The 18893-nt window shown below is 59.4% G+C and carries 19 protein-coding genes; 13 read left to right on the top strand and 6 right to left on the bottom strand.

Annotation, left to right across the window (positions count from 1 at the left end):
- Position 1 precedes the first annotated feature (1 nt).
- Positions 2-853 carry a squalene/phytoene synthase family protein gene (locus tag JJ917_06130; GenBank protein ID MBO6698390.1) on the top strand — a complete coding sequence of 284 codons (852 nt, stop codon included), beginning with the start codon at positions 2-4 and terminating at the stop codon, positions 851-853.
- Here JJ917_06130 and trmFO read toward each other — a convergent pair whose 3' ends face one another.
- Positions 854-2296 (bottom strand): methylenetetrahydrofolate--tRNA-(uracil(54)-C(5))-methyltransferase (FADH(2)-oxidizing) TrmFO, encoded by a 1443-nt coding sequence (gene trmFO, locus JJ917_06125; GenBank protein ID MBO6698389.1) that lies wholly within the window; start codon positions 2294-2296, stop codon positions 854-856. It abuts the gene before it with no gap.
- 143 nt (positions 2297-2439) lie between these two features.
- Here trmFO and JJ917_06120 point away from each other — a divergent pair, with 143 nt between their 5' ends.
- On the top strand, positions 2440-3063 hold the full coding sequence (locus tag JJ917_06120; protein MBO6698388.1) for a hypothetical protein: 624 nt from the start codon (positions 2440-2442) through the stop codon (positions 3061-3063).
- Position 3064: 1 nt separating this feature from the next.
- Here the strand turns inward: JJ917_06120 and JJ917_06115 are convergent, their stop codons facing one another.
- Both JJ917_06115 and uvrA read right to left on the bottom strand, forming a co-directional pair.
- On the bottom strand, positions 3065-3856 hold the full coding sequence (locus JJ917_06115) for a 23S rRNA (adenine(2030)-N(6))-methyltransferase RlmJ (protein ID MBO6698387.1): 792 nt from the start codon (positions 3854-3856) through the stop codon (positions 3065-3067).
- Positions 3857-3888: 32 nt separating this feature from the next.
- A complete protein-coding gene (uvrA, locus tag JJ917_06110; protein ID MBO6698386.1) occupies positions 3889-6798 on the bottom strand; it encodes an excinuclease ABC subunit UvrA in 2910 nt (969 codons plus the stop codon).
- A 223-nt stretch (positions 6799-7021) separates the two neighbouring features.
- Here uvrA and ssb point away from each other — a divergent pair, with 223 nt between their 5' ends.
- From ssb to JJ917_06085, 5 genes are all read left to right on the top strand, one after another.
- Entirely contained in the window at positions 7022-7510 is a 489-nt protein-coding gene (ssb, locus tag JJ917_06105) for a single-stranded DNA-binding protein (protein ID MBO6698385.1), read from the top strand.
- Between the two features lie 22 nt (positions 7511-7532).
- On the top strand, positions 7533-7931 hold the full coding sequence (locus JJ917_06100; GenBank protein ID MBO6698384.1) for a DUF2306 domain-containing protein: 399 nt from the start codon (positions 7533-7535) through the stop codon (positions 7929-7931).
- 3 nt (positions 7932-7934) lie between these two features.
- Positions 7935-8357, top strand: a complete 423-nt coding sequence (locus JJ917_06095) for a VOC family protein (GenBank protein MBO6698383.1) — start codon at positions 7935-7937, stop codon at positions 8355-8357.
- A 5-nt stretch (positions 8358-8362) separates the two neighbouring features.
- Entirely contained in the window at positions 8363-8992 is a 630-nt protein-coding gene (locus JJ917_06090) for a LysE family translocator (protein MBO6698382.1), read from the top strand.
- Between the two features lie 107 nt (positions 8993-9099).
- A complete protein-coding gene (locus JJ917_06085) occupies positions 9100-10059 on the top strand; it encodes a glutathione S-transferase C-terminal domain-containing protein (protein ID MBO6698381.1) in 960 nt (319 codons plus the stop codon).
- On the opposite strand, the gene JJ917_06080 is transcribed toward JJ917_06085, so the two are convergent.
- Positions 10056-10706, bottom strand: a complete 651-nt coding sequence (locus JJ917_06080) for a MarC family protein (GenBank protein ID MBO6698380.1) — start codon at positions 10704-10706, stop codon at positions 10056-10058. The genes JJ917_06085 and JJ917_06080 overlap by 4 nt on opposite strands.
- A gap of 224 nt (positions 10707-10930) precedes the next feature.
- Here JJ917_06080 and gyrA point away from each other — a divergent pair, with 224 nt between their 5' ends.
- Complete coding sequence (gyrA, locus tag JJ917_06075) at positions 10931-13687, top strand: DNA gyrase subunit A (GenBank protein ID MBO6698379.1); 2757 nt, start codon at positions 10931-10933, stop codon at positions 13685-13687.
- A 151-nt stretch (positions 13688-13838) separates the two neighbouring features.
- Here the strand turns inward: gyrA and JJ917_06070 are convergent, their stop codons facing one another.
- Complete coding sequence (locus JJ917_06070) at positions 13839-14171, bottom strand: hypothetical protein (protein ID MBO6698378.1); 333 nt, start codon at positions 14169-14171, stop codon at positions 13839-13841.
- Between the two features lie 217 nt (positions 14172-14388).
- On the opposite strand from JJ917_06070, the gene coaD reads away from it, so the two are divergent.
- The 5 genes from coaD to tgt all read left to right on the top strand — a co-directional run bounded on the left by coaD (position 14389) and on the right by tgt (position 18265).
- The gene (gene coaD / locus JJ917_06065) at positions 14389-14874 is read left to right on the top strand and encodes a pantetheine-phosphate adenylyltransferase (protein ID MBO6698377.1); all 486 of its coding nucleotides are present in this window, start codon (positions 14389-14391) and stop codon (positions 14872-14874) included.
- Between the two features lie 112 nt (positions 14875-14986).
- Entirely contained in the window at positions 14987-15535 is a 549-nt protein-coding gene (locus tag JJ917_06060; GenBank protein ID MBO6698376.1) for a peptidylprolyl isomerase, read from the top strand.
- 32 nt (positions 15536-15567) lie between these two features.
- Entirely contained in the window at positions 15568-16020 is a 453-nt protein-coding gene (locus tag JJ917_06055; GenBank protein ID MBO6698375.1) for a peptidylprolyl isomerase, read from the top strand.
- A gap of 17 nt (positions 16021-16037) precedes the next feature.
- Positions 16038-17126: a tRNA preQ1(34) S-adenosylmethionine ribosyltransferase-isomerase QueA gene (gene queA, locus JJ917_06050; protein MBO6698374.1), complete on the top strand. Its 1089-nt coding sequence runs from the start codon at positions 16038-16040 to the stop codon at positions 17124-17126.
- Positions 17123-18265 (top strand): tRNA guanosine(34) transglycosylase Tgt, encoded by a 1143-nt coding sequence (gene tgt / locus JJ917_06045; GenBank protein ID MBO6698373.1) that lies wholly within the window; start codon positions 17123-17125, stop codon positions 18263-18265. Before queA ends, tgt begins: the two co-directional genes overlap by 4 nt.
- A gap of 12 nt (positions 18266-18277) precedes the next feature.
- Here tgt and JJ917_06040 read toward each other — a convergent pair whose 3' ends face one another.
- A complete protein-coding gene (locus JJ917_06040) occupies positions 18278-18817 on the bottom strand; it encodes a DUF4864 domain-containing protein (protein MBO6698372.1) in 540 nt (179 codons plus the stop codon).
- Positions 18818-18893 lie beyond the last annotated feature (76 nt).

Below are 18893 nucleotides of genomic sequence, written 5' to 3'. Positions count from 1 at the left end.
CATGACCACAGAGACAATTGCCTACGCCACCGACCATCTGCGGACCCATGATTTTGAGTGGTATGCGGCGTTGCAATTTGCGCCCGCCGACAAACGTCCTGCGCTGGTTGCAGTGTTTGCATACCTGGCGGAAATCGCGCGGGTGCGGTCGCTGGTTTCAGAACCCATGCCTGGCGAAATCCGCTTGCAATGGTGGCGCGACACGCTGTCGGGCACCGCGCACGGCACAATCGAGGCCAATCCGCTGGCGGCCGCCTTGCTGCAAGCGATCAACGACCATTCTCTGCCTGCTGCACCGCTGCTCGCTGTGCTCGATGCGCGCACCTTCGATCTCTATGATGATGCCATGCCGTCGACCGCTGACTTTGAAGGCTATGCCGGTGAAATCTGGTCTGGGCCGATGTCTCTGGCAGCCTCGGTACTATCCAGTGGTAGCCCGGCGCGTTTTGCGGATGTCGCCGGCCATGGTGGCGTGGCGCTTGCTGTAGCGAGGACCCTTGTTGGTTTCGCGCAATGGGCGGGCAGGGGGCAGTGTTTTCTACCAGCCGATCTCACGAAAGCCCATGACCTTGAACGGGCGATGTTTGCCCAGCGTCGTGTTACCCCGCCACTATCCAACACCTTGCGCGCCTTTGCCCTCTACGGACTGGACCATCTCGACAAAGCGCGTGCTGCAGCCACCGACCTCACGCCCAGCGCCAACCCCATTTGGCTGCCCTTGGCGCTGACGCGTCAAACACTGCAGGACGTGGAGTCTTGGTCGCTCAATCCCTTTGTGCGACCCCTTACGCGTCCGAGATGGCAGAAGCTTTACAGGCTATGGCGGGCTTCCAAGCGCAACCCCGTTTTTTAGCTACTCCGCAGCCTGCGGCAGAACCCCATCAATCGAGCGCACCCAGCCATCGCAATGCTCGAGCGCGCGCTTGGCCAACGCTTGCTTGCGCGCGAGACCCTTGGCTTTGCCTTTAATCCGCTTGCCTTCTTCATCGACCAGCGGACCATCATGGGGCGGAAACAGGCCAAAGTTGATGTTCATCGGCTGGAACGAACGTGGCTTGTTCTCCTCGGCATCGCCATCCTCAACCACGTGTCCACCAGTGATATGTTTCACCAAAGCCCCTAGTGCCGTCGTGCCTGGTAGCGACGGCAACGCAAGGCCTAGCCGTTCAGCCGCGGCAAGACGCCCGGTGTAGAGGCCAATGCTGGCCGACTCCACATAGCCCTCACAACCGGTGATTTGGCCGGCGAATCGCAGGCGCGGCTGCGCCGTTAGGCGCATCTGGTCATCGAGCAGAGCCGGGGAGTTGAGATAGGTGTTACGGTGCATACCGCCGAGGCGGGCGAATTTCGCCTCTTCAAGGCCTGGGATCATGCGCAAGATGTCCGACTGCGATCCATATTTGATCTTGGTCTGGAAGCCGACCAGATTGAACAGGGTGCCGAGCGCATTGTCTTGCCGAAGCTGGACTACCGCATAGGGCTTGACGTCTGGATTGTGCGGGTTGGTCAGCCCGACGGGCTTCATAGGACCGAACCGTAAAGTTTCGCGCCCGCGGGTTGCCATCACTTCAATGGGTAGGCAGCCATTGAAATAGGGCGTGTCCTTCTCCCAATCTTTGAAGTCGTGGGCATCCGCTTCGATTAAGGCGTCGATGAACCGGTTGTAGAGCGCCTCGTCCATGGCGCAGTTGATGTAGTCTTTGCCCGTCCCACCCGGTCCAACCTTGTCGTAGCGCGACTGGAACCAGGCCTTGTCCATATTGATCGACTCGGTGTGCACAATCGGCGCAATGGCGTCGAAGAAGGCCAGCGCATCCTCGCCGGTCAGTCTCAAGATTGCATCGGCCAAGGCGGGGGCCGTCAGCGGCCCCGTGGCAATGATCACGCTGTCCCAGTCTTCCGGTGGCAGACCAGAAATCTCGCTACGCTCAACGGTGATCAGCGGATGGTCAGCCAGAGCCTTGGAAACGCCGTCGGAAAACCCATCACGATCCACGGCCAGTGCGCCACCTGCAGGCACTTGGTTAGAATCGCCTTCGCGCATGATGAGCGAGCCGAGCTTGCGCATTTCGGCATGCAAAACACCAACCGCGTTGGACGTCGCATCGTCCGAACGGAAAGAATTCGAGCAGACCAGTTCGGCCAGACCATCGGTTTTGTGCGCATCGGTGCCGGGGTGGTTTGGGCTGCCGCGCATCTCGTGCAGGACGACCGGCACGCCCATTTGCGCTGCCTGCCAAGCCGCTTCTGATCCTGCCAGTCCGCCACCGATCACATGGATTGGTTTCAATGCCATTGCTGCCGCTTTCCTTGTTGAAGCGCTGGTTTTAGTGGCCGCGATGCAACGCGGCAAGCCAAACACGCAAGGTTGAATGCCGCCTATCTTGCCGTGCCACGCGGCTATTGTTAGCCAATCAACGCTCTGTCGTAGGAAAAACCGTGCCCGCTTGTCGTTCCGCCCTTATCGCTACCCTTGCCAGCTTGGCGCTTTCAAGCTGCGTCTCGTCTGGCACCAGCCCGCTTGGATGGTACGCGACACAAGATGCCCGCACACCCGATGGGCTGACCCTTGGCATCTGCCACGCCTTTGGCTGCCAGCGGCAAACGACGGTGCGCCTCGCCGAATCCGATGTTGCCGTCCTTGCAGGGATCATGGAATCCGGACGCGAAAGCCCTTCGGCTGAGCGCACCGCCGTTCGCCGGGCGGTGATGTGGATGGAAGAACGGGTTGGACCTATTGTCGGGTCCGACGATGATATTGGCGGCCTCGACATCCAAAATGCTGGCACACCTGGCCAGATGGATTGTCTGGACGAAACTACCAATACCACAACGACATTGCTGTTGCTCGCCGAGAACGGCCTGCTCACCCATCATTCACCCAGCTACCCGGTCGCGCGTGGGTTCTTTCTGGATGGACGCTACCCGCATGCAACAGCTGTCATGACCGAAACAGCGTCTGGCGAGGACTGGGCTGTTGATCCTTGGCCCTACGCCAATGCCGAAGATGTCGACGTTATGCCGCTGTCGGACTGGTACAACACCTGGCCATATGCGGGGTGAGTCAGCTTTCCAAAAGCGCTGACAGCTGCGCGGCCTCACCCTCAAGCGTGTAGGGCGGGTTGATCACGAACATTCCGCTGCCTTGCAGCCGATGGCCTTCACTGGCAGCCGCGAAATTCACCTCGTGACGCAGCGTGTCAGCAAAGCCCAACTCGTCGATCTCAGCCATCACCGTCGAATGCTCGCCGCTTGGCAGGATGGGATACCACAGCATGATCACACCCACTGGCCACAAGTCGTGTAGCCCTTCTAAGAAACTCGGAACGCCGGTGAAGTCGTGCGCCAGCTCATAGCTCGGGTCGATCATAATGATGCCGCGCCTAGGCGTCGGTGGACAGCGCCGTGCCGCCCAGGGAAAGCCGTCTTCTTTGTAAATGTGCACGCCTGATCGTGGCATCGTCTCGACGAGCGCCGCATGTTCCTGGGGGTGCAGTTCTGCCAGTTGCAGGCGGTCGCCGGAGCGCTCCACATTCGAGGTTAGCATTCGCTCGGCCAACATCGGTGAGCCGGGATAGGCGGCCTCGCCATGCTCGGCGCGCACCGCCTCAATAACGCGCCGGTAAGGGTGGTCTGCTGGAAAACGCGTGAGCAGTTCGCTCACGCCGGATGTCGCTTCGCCAGTCTTTTGCGCCTCTTTCGAGCCAAGGTCATAAAGCCCCCGCCCGGCATGGGTTTCCATGTAGGTGAGCGGCTTGGTCTTCTTGCCCATATAGGCAAGCACCAGCGACAGCAGCGCGTGTTTATGCACGTCGGCGCGATTGCCGGCGTGATAGGCATGTTGATAGGAGAGCAAAGTGGGACTGCTTTCTAACTTTTGCTTTCAGGCTACTCAGCGGCTACCGATTTGGAGGTGGCACGTGCCAGAACCTCGGCAAGATACTGCCCGGTGTAGGACCGTTTTTCCTTCGCCACCTGCTCCGGCGTACCAGACGCGACCAATTCGCCGCCGCCATCGCCGCCTTCAGGACCAAGATCGATGATCCAATCAGCGGTTTTGATGACCTCCAGATTGTGCTCAATCACGATCACGCTGTTGCCCTGATCGACCAATTCGTGAAGCACTTCCAAGAGCTTGGCGACATCGTGAAAATGCAGCCCGGTCGTCGGTTCATCGAGGATGTAGAGCGTCCGACCGGTCGAGCGCTTCGATAGCTCCTTGGCGAGTTTCACCCGCTGCGCCTCGCCACCTGACAGCGTTGTCGCCTGCTGGCCGACCTTGATGTAGCCGAGACCAACGCGATTGAGCGTCACCAGCTTGTCGCGCACGGCCGGCACAGCCGAGAAGAATTCCGCGCCCTCTTCAACCGTCATATCGAGCACGTCGGCAATGCTCTTGCCCTTGAACTGGATGTCGAGCGTCTCGCGATTGTAGCGTTTGCCGTGGCAGACATCGCAGGTCACGTAGACATCGGGCAAAAAGTGCATCTCGATCTTCAAAACGCCATCGCCTTGGCAGGCCTCGCAGCGCCCACCCTTGACGTTGAACGAGAAACGTCCTGGCGCATAGCCACGCGCTTTGGCTTCTGGCAGGCCGGCAAACCAGTCGCGGATCGGCGTGAACGCACCGGTGTAGGTGGCCGGGTTGGAGCGCGGCGTGCGGCCAATAGGCGACTGGTCGATGTCGATAACCTTGTCGAGGAACTCTAGTCCATTGACGCTGTCATGCGGGGCCGGGTTCTCGCGCGCACCGTTCAGCCGTCGCGCCGCCACCTTGTAGAGCGTCTCAAGCAGGAACGTGGATTTGCCGCCGCCCGACACGCCAGTCACGCAGGTGAAAGTGCCAAGCGGCACCGTCGCATCGACACCTTTCAGATTGTTGCCACGTGCGCCTTTGACCTTGATCGCCTGGCTCTTCTTGCCCTTGCGCCGCTTGGTTGGCACCGGGATTGCCTTGGTGCCTGACAGATATTGCCCAGTCAGCGATTTCGGGTTGGCCATCACCTCCTGCGGCGTGCCCTCGGCAACGATCTCGCCGCCATGGACGCCAGCGCCCGGCCCAATGTCCACCACATAGTCGGCCGTGCGCACAGCGTCTTCATCATGCTCCACCACGATCACCGTGTTGCCGAGGTCGCGCAGATGCTTCAGCGTTTCCAACAGCCGATCATTGTCGCGCTGGTGCAAGCCAATGCTCGGCTCATCAAGCACGTAAAGCACACCGGTCAATCCCGAGCCGATCTGCGAGGCAAGGCGGATTCGCTGGCTCTCGCCACCCGACAGTGTGCCAGAAGACCGCGACAGCGTCAGATACTGCAGGCCCACATCGTTGAGGAACCGCAGACGGTCGCGGATTTCTTTCAAGATCGCTTTGGCGATCGCGTTCTGCTTGTCGCTGAGCTTATCCGGCAAATCGTTGAACCATTCATTGGCTTCGCGAATGGAGAGTTTCGACGCCGTGCCGATATGCTCGCCCGCCACCTTCACGGCCAGCGCTTCGGGTCGAAGGCGGTTGCCGTCACAGACCTCGCAGGGGCGGTTGGACTGGAAGCGTGACAGTTCCTCGCGCACCCATTGGCTGTCGGTCTCGCGCCACCGCCGCTCAATATTGCCGATCACACCCTCAAACGGCTTGGCAGTTTTGTAGGACCGCAAGCCATCATCGTAGGTGAAGGTGATGCTCTCCTGGTCCGAGCCGTAGAGGATGACGTCCTGAACCTTTTCCGGCAGGTCGCTCCAAGCCTTGGCCATGCTCGTTTTGTAATGGCGGCAAATCGCGTCCAGCGTCTGTGTGTAATAGGGCGACGTATTGCCGGTTTTCGCCCACGGTGCCACCGCGCCTTGACGCAGGGACAGTGACGGATCGGGGACGATCAGTGCTTCTTCGAATTCCAGCGTGGTGCCAAGCCCATCGCAGGTCGGGCAGGCACCCTGCGGTGAGTTGAACGAGAAGAGCCTTGGCTCGATTTCTGGGATCGTGAAGCCGGATTCCGGGCAGGCAAAGCGTTCGGAAAACACAATGCGCTCCGGCAGCGGCTCACCTTCTTTGAGATCGGCATATTCGGCCACGGCAAGCCCGTCAGCCAGTTTCAAGGCCGTTTCGAAACTGTCGGCCAGGCGCGTTGCGATATCCTCACGCACCACGATCCGGTCCACCACCACGTCGATGTCATGCTTGAATTTCTTGTCGAGCGCCGGCGCGTCAGCGATCTCGTAATACTCGCCATCGATCTTCAAGCGCTGGAAACCCTGCTTCATCAGCTCGGCGATATCCTTGCGGTACTCGCCCTTGCGCTGACGCACGATCGGCGCAAGCAGATAGAGCCGCGTGCCTTCTGGCAGCGCCATCACCCGGTCGACCATCTGGCTGACGGTCTGGCTCTCGATCGGCAGGCCTGTGGCTGGCGAGTAGGGCACCCCGACACGCGCCCAAAGCAGGCGCATATAATCATAAATCTCCGTCACGGTGGCGACTGTCGAGCGCGGGTTCTTGCTGGTCGTCTTTTGCTCGATAGAGATCGCAGGCGAGAGTCCGTCGATTTGATCGACGTCGGGCTTCTGCATCATCTCAAGGAATTGCCGTGCATAGGCCGACAGGCTCTCCACATAACGGCGCTGGCCTTCGGCATAGATGGTGTCAAAAGCGAGCGAGCTCTTGCCCGAACCGGACAGGCCGGTCATTACCACCAGACTGTCGCGGGGCAGGGTGACCGACACATCTTTCAGATTGTGCTCACGCGCGCCCGACACAGTAATGTGTTTCGACGAAGGGCGCGGAGCGGAGGGTGTACCTGCCATGGAATGTCTCAATGCGAATGTGGAGGGAGCGAGGCCTTAAAGTAGGGCAAAACCCTCGACTCAGAAGAGTGAACAAATATAGAACATCTCTTGTCTCCTGACACAAGAGACGCTAACATGGGGATAAATGGCGTGTGGATAAGCATGGCGCTGGGTTGCGGCTTCGGCGCGGCGGCGTCACACCGAGTGGAAAGCGTTTCGGCGCACTAGTTGGAGATGAGTTATGGCTGGCTCGGTGAACAAGGTCATTTTGGTGGGCAATCTGGGTGCCGACCCTGAAGTGCGCACGATGCAATCCGGCGACAAGCTGGTGAACCTCTCGGTGGCGACCTCCGAAACCTGGCGTGACCGCCAGTCTGGTGAGCGACGCGAAAAGACCGAATGGCACCGTGTCGTGATCTTCAACGAGAACCTCGCCAAGGTCGCCGAGCAATATCTGCGCAAGGGCTCCAAGGTCTATCTTGAAGGCGCCCTGCAGACGCGCAAGTGGCAAGATCAGAATGGCCAGGACCGCTACTCCACAGAGGTGGTGCTGCAAAAGTATCGCGGCGAACTGACCATGCTCGATGGACGGAACGATCGCCAGGGTGGCGACGCCGGTTACGGTCAAGGTGGTGGGTATTCCGGCGGTCAGGGCGGTCAATCTATGCCGCAGGATCGCGGTCCAGCACCAGCAATCAGCTCGGATATTGACGACGACATTCCGTTCTAGGCCGGCTGCGGAGCTAGGCCAGATGTCTTTAGCACCGCTCTTGGCAGCCGGTTCGGTGGTGACAGTGCACGCCGTTGCGGCGATGGCGGCCTTCCTGCTTGGATCCGTGCAGCTATTGGCGCCCAAAGGCACGCTTCCTCATCGCACCCTTGGCTATGTTTGGGTGCTGCTGATGCTGACGGTGATCAGCACGTCCTTCTTCATTTATGACATCCGCATGTGGGGCCCGTTCAGCTGGATCCATCTGTTGTCGTTGGCGGCGCTGTTCGGCCTGGTGTCGCTCGTCCGTGAAGCGCGGCGCCACGATGTGCGCGAACACAAAAAAAGTGCGATCTTCTTGTTCTTCGGCGCCATGGTGATCGCTGGCGGGTTCACCTTCATGCCAGGACGGGCGATGCACGCCGTCCTGTTTGGAGGTTAGTGCATGACCCGCCAATCCCTTCTCCACATCGCCTTGGTCGTGCGCGATTATGACGAGGCGCTTGCCTTCTACTGCGGCAAACTGGGCTTCGACCTCATCGAAGACACCTATCAGCCGGAACAGGACAAGCGCTGGGTTGTCGTTGCGCCTCCCGGTTCATCAGGATCAACCATCCTGCTTGCCCGCGCGTCCAAACCGGAACAAGAGCGCTTCATCGGTGATCAGGCTGGCGGCCGGGTGTTCCTGTTCCTGAAGACCGATGACTTCGATCGCGACTACACGCGCTATATCGAAGCCGGAATCGAGTTTGTGCGTCCATCAACACAGTTCGACTACGGCAAAGTTGCCGTTTTCAAAGACCTGTATGGCAACCTTTGGGACCTGGTCGAACACGTCCCGGACCATCCGCTCGCCGAAAGGTTCTGACGGCCATGGCTTTGGAGGTCTGGCTGCTCTACGCCACAACAGTTCTCGCTTTCATGGTGACGCCTGGCCCGAGCCATCTATTGATGCTCTCCAATGCGATGAGCCATGGGTTCCATCGTTCGCTCGCCACGGCTGCAGGCGACTTAACGGCCAATGCCCTGCAGATGCTCGCGGCGGGGATTGGTCTTGCCGCTTTGCTGGTTGCGTCCCAAGGTGCACTAACGATCGTGAAATGGGCAGGCGTTGCCTATTTGATCTGGATGGGCCTTCGGATGTGGCTCCGGGCGTCGGCCACAGCTCAAGGCAAATCCCCTGCCACGTCGCCGAGACTCAAAACACTCTGGCTGCAAGGCTTTCTTACGTCGGCTGCCAACCCGAAAGCTGTCGTGTTTTTTGCCGCGCTCTATCCGCAGTTTATCCAGGCCGATGGAAGTTTTTGGCTGCAGTTCCTCATCTTGTCCGCAACCTATATCGTGATCGATGGTCTGTTTCTGACAAGCTATGGCGCTGGCGCAGGATGGCTGTCCAAGAAGGTCAAACAAGCAGGCAAGGCCATGCTTGATCGCGTTGGCGCGAGCTTTCTTATAGGAGCGGCCATTCTACTTGGTCTCAAGACGCTTCGCCAGGCCAACTGACGCCGGCCTGTTCTTCTCAGCGCTGAACAGAGTGTTCACTCCGTGCTCGGTTGACCCTAAGCCACCGCCACCGCACTTCTGGCCATGAGCAACGGGAGAGACACCTCATGGGCTATATGGTCGGCGGCACCTATCACATTGGCGATGATGTCACCCAAACCCTGCAAAGCGGGGAATGGGAGCGGAGCAAAAGCACCGTCCGCCATTGGATCACTGTCGATGGCGCACCTGGCCTGACCGGCGATGGCGGCTTCAAAGCGGAGCACGGCCGCTACCATCTGTTCGTGGCCTGGAACTGCCCCTGGGCCCATCGCACCTTGGTCACGCGCGCGTTAAAAGGTTTGGAAGAGGCGATTTCGGTCTCCTATGCGCGGCCCAATCGCACCGACCAGGGGTGGGTTTTTGATGAAGCAGGACCGTTCGCTGACCCTCTGTTGGGCGTGCAAGCGGTTCATGAGGTCTACAGTCGTGATTCCATGGATTACACCGGCCGCCTCACGGTCCCAGTCCTCTGGGACAAGCGCCAAAATCGCATGGTCAGCAACGAATCTGCCGACATTATGCGCATGCTTGGATTAGCCTTTGATGGCGGGCCGGAGCTCTACCCATTAGGCCTGCAAGGCGACATCGACCGCTGGAACGACACGATCTACGCCTCGGTCAACAATGGCGTCTACCGTGTCGGCTTTGCATCGACGCAAGAGGCCTATGAGAAGGCGGCGCATGCCGTCTTCGAAGCGCTGAACCAGATCGACGAACACCTCGGCACCCACCGCTTTCTTTGCGGCGATACGCTGACCGAAGCCGATGTACGTCTTTTCCCAACGCTCGCCCGCTTCGACGTCGCTTATCACTACGCGTTCCGCTGCAATCTGAAGAAGCTCACCGACTACGCCAATCTCTGGCCCTATGCCCGCGCGCTTTTCCAGATGCCTGGCGTCGCCGACACGGTGCGGTTCGACATCTACAAGCAGGGTTATTTCTCAGCCAGTGAGAAACGCAACCCGCTTGGCATCGTACCGATTGGCCCGCAACTCGCCGATTGGACCGCGCCGCACGGGCGCTAGAGCACCACTTGATTGGCGGCGACAACCAACTGCGTCACGCCATCGGCGATGAACTGAACGGCCAGCGCTGAAAGGATCACGCCGAGCAACCGGGTTAGAATGATCCGCCCGGTGTTGCCGAGCATCCGTTCAATCCTCCCGGCCAACAGGAACACCGTCAAACACGCCAGGATGATGACAGTCAGAACACCGACCAACGCCCCCGTGCCGGTCCAGCCGGCTAGTTCCTGCGCCTCGTGAGACAGAAGCACCATGGCCGCGATCGCACCTGGTCCGGCCATCAAGGGAATGGCCAGCGGGAAGACGGCTATGTTCTTGATGTGATCCTTGTCGATGGCGCGTGTCGCTGCATTGTCACGCCGCTCAGTGCGTTTCTCGAACACCATTTCGAAGGCAAGCCAGAACAGCAAAATGCCGCCCGCAATGCGAAAGGCCGACAGGCTGATGCCCAGCGCATCGAGAAACGCTTGGCCGCTCAATCCGAACACCAGCAAAATGCAGAAGCCGATGAGGCAACCGCGGACCGCCACCTCGCGCCGCTCGCCCTTGTCCATGCCGCGCGTCAGCGTCACGAACAGGGGCGCAAGCCCGATTGGGTCGATGGTCACGAGCAGCGTGACGAAGGCGTTGGAGACAAAATCAAGCATCGTCGCTCACCCCTCGCAGGTGCGCCCTGCCGGTGCAAGTGGTGCGAGCGACCGCAATTCAGATGAGCAGTTGAAAACTGGGCGCTTTCTTTGTGTGCGGGCGTTGAATCGGCTAACAAAACGGGACGAAACAAGGATGAGATTCGCACGTGGCTGACGACACGACAAACAACACACCGGATGATGAAAATCCCGCCGATGGCGGCGGTGGATCAGGCGGCGATATGAGCGACATTCGCTCCGTCTCCATTTCCGGTGAAATGCGCAAATCCTACCTCGATTACGCCATGAGCGTGATCGTCTCGCGTGCGCTTCCGGACGTGCGTGACGGCCTGAAACCTGTCCACCGGCGCATCCTCTACGCCATGCAGGAAGCTGGTTACGACTGGAACAAGGGCTACCGGAAATCGGCGCGCATCGTCGGCGACGTCATCGGTAAGTATCACCCGCATGGCGACCAGTCGGTCTACGATGCGCTTGTCCGGATGGCGCAGCCCTTTTCCATGCGCCTGCAACTCATCGATGGGCAAGGTAATTTCGGCTCCATCGACGGCGACCCACCGGCCGCGATGCGTTACACCGAGGTGCGTCTGGCGCGACCGGCCCATTCGCTGACGGAAGACCTCGACAAAGACACCGTCGATTTCCAAGAGAATTACGACAACACCGAGTCTGAGCCGACGGTTCTACCGGCGCGCTATCCCAATTTGCTGACCAATGGGGCCGGCGGCATTGCGGTCGGCATGGCGACCAACATACCGCCGCATAATCTCGGCGAAGTGATCGACGCCTGCACGGCGATGATCGACGATCCGGAGATCGATCTTGAGCAACTGATGGAGATCATGCCGGGCCCGGATTTTCCAACCGGCGGGCTGATTCTGGGTCGTACCGGCATTCGCAATGCCTTTGCGACCGGTCGCGGATCGATCATCATGCGCGGCAAGGTCGATATCGAAGAGGTCCGCAAAGACCGTCATGCGCTGATCGTCACCGAAATTCCCTACCAGGTGAACAAATCTTCGATGATCGAGAAGATCGCCGAGCTTGTGCGCGAAAAGCGCATTGAGGGCATCGGGGACATTCGCGACGAATCCGATCGTGATGGCATTCGTGTGGTGATCGAGTTGAAGCGCGATGCCGTCGCCGAAGTGGTGCTCAATCAGCTTTACCGCTTCTCCGCGCTGCAATCGACGTTCGGCGCCAACATGGTGGCGCTCAACGGCGGCAAGCCTGAACAGATGAACCTGATGGACATGCTGTCCGCGTTCATCAGTTTCCGCGAAGTGGTCATCACGCGGCGCACCAAGTTCCTGCTCGCCAAAGCGCGTGACCGGGCGCATGTCTTGGCCGGCCTTGCGATCGCGGTCGCCAATATCGATGAAGTGATCAAGCTCATCCGTTCTGCGCCTGACCCGGCAACAGCGCGCGCGCAACTCATGGAGCGCGCCTGGCCGGTGGGCGATATTCGCCCATTGATCGAGTTGATTGCTGATCCGCGTTACATGGTGAGCGAAGAGGGCACCTACACGCTTTCCGAAACACAGGCGCGCGCCATTCTTGATCTGCGCCTTCAGCGCCTTACAGCGCTCGGCCGCGATGAAATCGGCGATGAACTCCACAAGATCGCCGATGAAATCCGCGATTATTTGGAAATCCTCGGTTCGCGTGCCCGTATCCGCTCGATCATCAAGGATGAGCTGGCCGATGTACGTGAGCTATTCGCGACACCAAGACGGACGGAAATCACCGAAAGTGATGCCGATTTTGAGGATGAAGACCTCATCGCCCGCGAAGATATGGTCGTCACCGTCAGCCATGCCGGCTACATTAAGCGCGTGCCGCTTTCGACCTATCGGGCGCAGCGCCGCGGCGGCAAAGGTCGCTCCGGCATGTCGACGCGCGATGAGGATTTCGTCACCCGCATCTTTGTCGCCAATACCCACACGCCGGTGCTGTTCTTCTCCTCCGACGGCCAGGTCTATCGCCAGAAGGTCTGGCGTCTGCCGCTTTCGGCGCCCCAGGCCCGCGGCAAGGCTCTCGTGAACATCCTGCCACTGTCTCAAGGCGAGCGGATCACCTCGATCCTGCCATTGCCGGAAGATGAGGAAAGCTGGGCTGATCTGGATGTGGTGTTCTGCACCAATGTCGGGTCGGTGCGTCGCAACAAACTGTCCGATTTCCAGCGAATCAATCGCAATGGCAAGATCGCCATGAAGCTTGATGAGGGGATGAGCATTCTCTCGGTCGACGTTTGTACCGATCAGGACGATTTGCTGCTCACCACGGCCATGGGGCAAGCTATCCGCTTCCCGGTTGCGGACCTGCGTGTTTTCCAGTCGCGCGACTCCACCGGTGTGCGCGGTATCAATCTGGCCGATGGCGACAAAGTGATCGGCATGTCGGTGCTCCGTCACTATGACGCAACGCCCGCTCAGCGCGCTGAATACATCAAGCGCCGCCGCCTGATGGAAGGCGAGGTCGACGATGCACCGATGGATGAAGAAGACACCTCGGAAGGTAGCGCCGAGTTGACCGAAGCCGATTACGTCGCCATGTCGGCTGCCGAAGAGTTCATCTTGGCCATTTCTGAAAACGGCTACGGCAAGCGCTCATCGAGCTTTGAATATCGGGTATCCGGACGTGGCGGCAAAGGGATCACTGCCATGGCAGTCACCCAGCGCAATGGACCGATCGTCGCCTCATTCCCGGTCGAACACTCCGACCAGATCATGATCGTCTCCAATGGCGGTCAGCTCATCCGCGTGCCGGTTGAAGGTATCCGCATTGCCGGTCGTGCAACCCAGGGTGTGACGGTCTTCAATGTCGGCTCCGATGACACGGTGGTGTCTGTTGAGCGGGTGTCCGAACCGGAGGATGAGGATTCCGACGAGGGGATCGATGGTGTCACCGATCCCGACGCTAGCGGACCTGAATCTGATTCACAGGATGAACCGCCGAGCGACCCTGACGGCACCTGATTCAAGGTTTGAGACAACGCCTCTAAGCCCCTGGTCACGCAATAAAAACCGCCTCTCCTTCTGACAAGAGAGGCGGTGGCGTTGGGAGGTCAACTTGATTCAGTTTGGCAAGTGCAGTCTTTTTGTTGTCGGTGCCATTCAGGCGTTGGTCTTAGCGCGCGGCCACTTCAACTGGCTGGGCTTTGGTGGCGACAGTGAAGCCGTGGTCGGCATCATGCATCGTCATCGAGATGGTGCGGTCGATGCCGTCATTGTTGCTGGATGCAGCGATCCAGGCAGCGCAGCCATTGGAGAAATGCGGCCAGGCTTGGCCTGAGCAAAGATCGAGTTCTGCAGCGCCAAGGCGCACATCAACGCTAACCGATGGTGCGGCCTGCTCGGCGCTGGAGTTGGCCGGTGAGGTCGTGGCGAGCCACATGCCCATCAAAACGGCGACGAGCACGGCGATGGAAGTCATGGTCAGTGTCTTAGTCAGGGTGATCATGGGTCTGCTCCGTGTCTTCTTGTGAGTTGTTAACGTTTCTTGTCTTTGTTCAGTTCCAACAGAACTTCGATGAACCCACTCTGAACCAGCCAGTCATCTCTTCCTGTGACGGGAGTCACGAATTGCCGTTTCGGCGATTTTTGTGTCGATTTCCGCCGCGCTTGCGCAGGTTGCCGGGCGCTTGGTAGGACGGACGCCTGCAAGCGCGCGAGGCATCATGAAGCGGATCGCCCTATTCCCTGGATCCTTCGATCCAATCACCAATGGCCATGTGGACGTGATCCGCGCTGGCCTCGCCTTGGCGGACGAGGTGCTTGTCGCTATCGGTCAAAATCCGAGCAAAAAGCCGCTGTTGTCCCTTGAAAAGCGCCAAGACCTGATTGCTGCCATCGCCGCCGATCTTGGTGGCGAGGGCCGGGTTCACACGATGGCTTTTTCAGGTCTGCTCATCGATGTCGCGCGCGACTATGGCGCGTCAGTGGTGCTACGCGGACTGCGCGATGGAGCAGATTTTGACTATGAGATGCAGATGGCCGGTATGAACGCGACCATGGCGCCAGCGCTTGAGACGGTCTTTGTGCCAGCGCGCCCTGCCAACCGCCATGTTACGGCCACGCTCGTGCGACAGATCGCCGGAATGGGTGGCGATATCAGCCCCTTTGTGCCAGAACCCGTGCGCGCCGCCCTTGCTGAAGCGCTTTAGCCGATCCAGCGCGTCACGGTCTTCCCGTTTTTTGAGTGTGAGAGAATTGATGATCCCTTCCTTTGCGTCCCGCCGAACCGTCCTTGTTGCCGGCTTGGCAGTACTTGCCATGATGGTTGTTGCCATACCCAATGCCGTGGTGGCGCAAAGTGACGGTGTTCCAGCTGCTGTCGCTGATCTTGACCCACAGAATGTGCTGGTCATCGAAGTTTCCGGTGGCCCGATCTATGTCGAGTTGCTACCGGGCGTAGCGCCGCAACATGTTGATCGCATCAAGCAATTGGCGCGTGAAGGGTTTTATGATGGCGTGGTGTTTCACCGCGTGATCGACGGCTTCATGGCGCAAACCGGTGATCCAACCGGCACCGGAACCGGCGGATCGGACTATCCTGATCTAGCAGCTGAGTTCTCCGACATCGCCTATGAGCGCGGTATTGTCGGCATGGCCCGCACCAACGACCCGAACAGTGCCAACTCGCAGTTCTTCATCATGTTTGGCCCTGCGCCCAGCCTCAACGGTCAGTACACCGTGTTTGGCCGCGTGGTGGCCGGCATGGATGCTGTCGATAGCATCAAAAAGGGTGATACCCGCCGCAACGGCATGGTAACCGACCCAGATGCCATGATCCGCGCACGCCTTCTGTCCGACCTCAACGGTTGATCGATCATTCCAACGATGAAAGGGCCTGATGCATGGCCGATTCCGACACAATTCTGCTCGACACCTCCAAAGGTGAGGTCAAAATCAAACTGCGTCCCGATCTGGCGCCCAACCATGTCGAGCGCATCAAGACGCTGGTCAGCGAAGGGTTTTACGATGGCGTGGTTTTTCACCGCGTGATCGACGGCTTCATGGCGCAGGGCGGCGACCCGACTGGTACGGGTATGGGTGGCTCAAAACTTCCGGACCTGAAACAAGAATTTTCCAGTGAGCCGCATGTGCGCGGCGTCTGCTCCATGGCGCGTTCGGCCAATCCGGACAGCGCAAACTCGCAGTTCTTTATCTGCTTTGGCGATGCCAGCTTTCTCGATGGCCAGTACACCGTTTGGGGTGAAGTCATTGAAGGCATGGAGAATGTTGATCAGTTCGCCCGCGGTGAGCCGGTCCGTAATCCCGACCAGATCAACACCGCCAAACTGGTCTAAACCGCAACAGGACCCGCATGCGGGTTGACGCTTTCGACTTTGAGCTTCCTGACGAACGGATCGCGCTGCATCCAGCCGATCCGCGCGATAGCGCACGCCTATTGCAGGTCGGCGCCGATGGCGGGCTTAGCGATCACATCGTTCGCGACTTGCCGAGTCTCCTTCGCTCGGGCGACCTTTTGGTCCTCAACCGGACCCGTGTGATCCCGGCCCAGCTTGCCGGCAAGCGAACGCGCCCAGGGGCTGAGGTGCTGCCGGTCTCGGTCACGCTGGTTGAGGCCCAGGATGACGATCAGTTGCGCTGGAAAGCGATGGCCCGGCCCGGCAAACGCCTAAAACCGGGTGATCGATTGGACTTTCCAGCCGATGGGCCGCCACAGCTTTCCTGCACCGTTGATTCCAAGGGAGAGGATGGGCTGATCGCGCTCACTTTTGATGGCGATGCTCAGTCTTTTGCCAATGGGTTGAATGCAATCGGCATGCCGCCGCTTCCGCCTTACATAGCGGCCAAACGTGGGTACCTGGAAGCTGACAAGGACGACTACCAGACGGTCTATGCGGAAACCGAAGGCTCGGTCGCTGCACCAACGGCTGGGCTCCATTTCACCGATAGGCTTTTCAAGGAACTTGACCAGGCTGGCATCGCTCGCGCATTCGTGACGCTGCATGTCGGCATGGGAACGTTCCTGCCGGTCAAAGCCGACGATACCGATAGTCACACCATGCACGCCGAGTGGGGCGAGATCACGCCGGATGTCGCCGAAGCCATCAATAAGGCGCGCGCGGCAGGCGGGCGCATCATCGCGGTCGGCACGACCAGTTTGCGGATATTGGAAAGCGCGGCGTCCGACGACCGAACCCTCAACCCTTTTCAAGGCGAGACAGACATCTTCATCACGCCTGGCTACCGGTTCAAAGCGATCGATGCCCTGATGACGAACTTTCACCTGCCACGGTCGACGCTTTTCATGCTCGTCTCGGCGCTTTGTGGATTAGACCATATGAAGGCCGCCTACACGCATGCCATCGACACAGGATATCGCTTTTATTCTTATGGCGATGGCTCGCTGCTTTGGAAGGCCGACCATCAGGATGCCCAAGCATGAGCGGGTCCTTTGCCTTCAAGCTGTCTCACACCGACGGCAAAGCCCGTCGAGGGCAAATCACGACACCGCATGGTCTGGTGCAAACGCCTGCCTTCATGCCGGTCGGCACCGCGGGTACGGTAAAGGCTATGTACACCGATCAGGTCCGTGACACTGGCTCCGATGTCGTCCTCGGCAACGTTTACCACCTGATGCTGCGGCCGACCGCTGAGCGCGTCGCACGCCTTGGTGGATTGCACACCTTCATGCGTTGGCCCCACACGATCCTCACAGACTCCGGCGGCTTCCAGATCATGTCCCTTGGTGCCCTACGCAAGCTCACCGAAGAGGGGGTGACGTTCAAGTCGCACATTGATGGCGCCAAGCATGATCTTTCGCCTGAGCGGTCTATGGAGATCCAATCGCTGCTCGGCTCCGACATCCAAATGCAGCTGGACGAATGCCTGAAACTGCCGGCAGAACGGTCTGAAGTGATCCGGGCGATGGAGCTCTCTGCGCGATGGGCCGAGAGGTCCAAAGCTAAGTTTGAGGCGTTGGGCGGGCCCGGCAAGGGTCAGGGGCTCTACGGCATCGTGCAGGGCGGCACCGATATCGAATTGCGTCTGCAATCGGCTAAGCTGCTGACCGACATCGGGTTTTGGGGCTATTCGGTCGGCGGGTTGGCCGTCGGCGAACCGCAAGAGGAGATGCTCGCGGTACTTGATGAGACCTGCCCGGCGCTGCCGGAGGACAAGCCGCGCTATCTTATGGGCGTTGGGACGCCTGACGATTTGGTGAAGGCGGTCGCCCGGGGGATCGACATGTTCGACTGCGTTATGCCGACCCGCGCCGGGCGCCACGCTACCGCCTACACACGTTTCGGCAAGATCAATCTAAAGAATGCTCGTCACGCCGACGATCCAAGACCGCTGGATGAGGAAAGCGAATGCCCGGCGGCAAGGGACTATTCACGCGCCTATTTGCACCATTTGGTCAAAACCGGCGAGTCGCTCGGCGGCATGCTGCTGACCTGGAACAACATCGCCTATTATCAGGACCTAATGCGCGGTGCGCGCTATGCCATTGAGGCAGGATCTTATGCCGATTATCTCGCCGCTTGCTCAGAAGGCTGGGAGCGCGGAGATTTGCCTGAGCTCTGAGGAAGACGCCTGTTAAATCTGCCGCTCGTTCTGGCGGCGAAGAAACACGCCCGAAATTAACAATTGACCATCGTCTTCTTTAGCGAAGGTGTAGAGCCCCCGCCAGACCTGACCGTCCTCGCCGACAAATTCCACCTGTTGTGCCGGGCCGCTAGGTGTCAAAGCCGCAGCAGCAAAGGAAAAGCTTTGCGGGGCGTAGACGGCTGGATAGCCGCGCTCCACCATGCGCACGAACATCGAAGCGGTCGGGAAGCGCATTTTGATCGGTTCGGCGGCGTAGGCATAGGCCGCGTCTGCATCTTCAGCCAGAAACGCGTCGATCTGCGCAGAAATGATGGCCTGCATCTGCTCGACGGTGGCCGAAGGAACCTCAACCGGCTCCGACTCGTCAGCCTGCACGACGCTGGCCATCACGAAGGCGCAGGCTGCAAAGGCCGCCAGGCCAATCAGGATCAGACGCTGGGTCCGTAGGGCCTGCTCGCGCATCGACGCAGCCAGGGCGACGGCTTTTCGGGAATGCTGGTTCGATACACGATTGGTCGATGACGACATAACGAAACCCTCCATATCTCTCGATAGGTACGAGGGTAGGGCAATGATTGGACCAACCAAGGGGAGAATTTGGGCA

The sequence above is a fragment of the Hyphomicrobiales bacterium genome, assembly GCA_017642935.1.
Classification (GTDB): domain Bacteria; phylum Pseudomonadota; class Alphaproteobacteria; order Rhizobiales; family MH13; genus MH13.
This window is presented reverse-complemented; position numbering and strand designations above follow the sequence as displayed.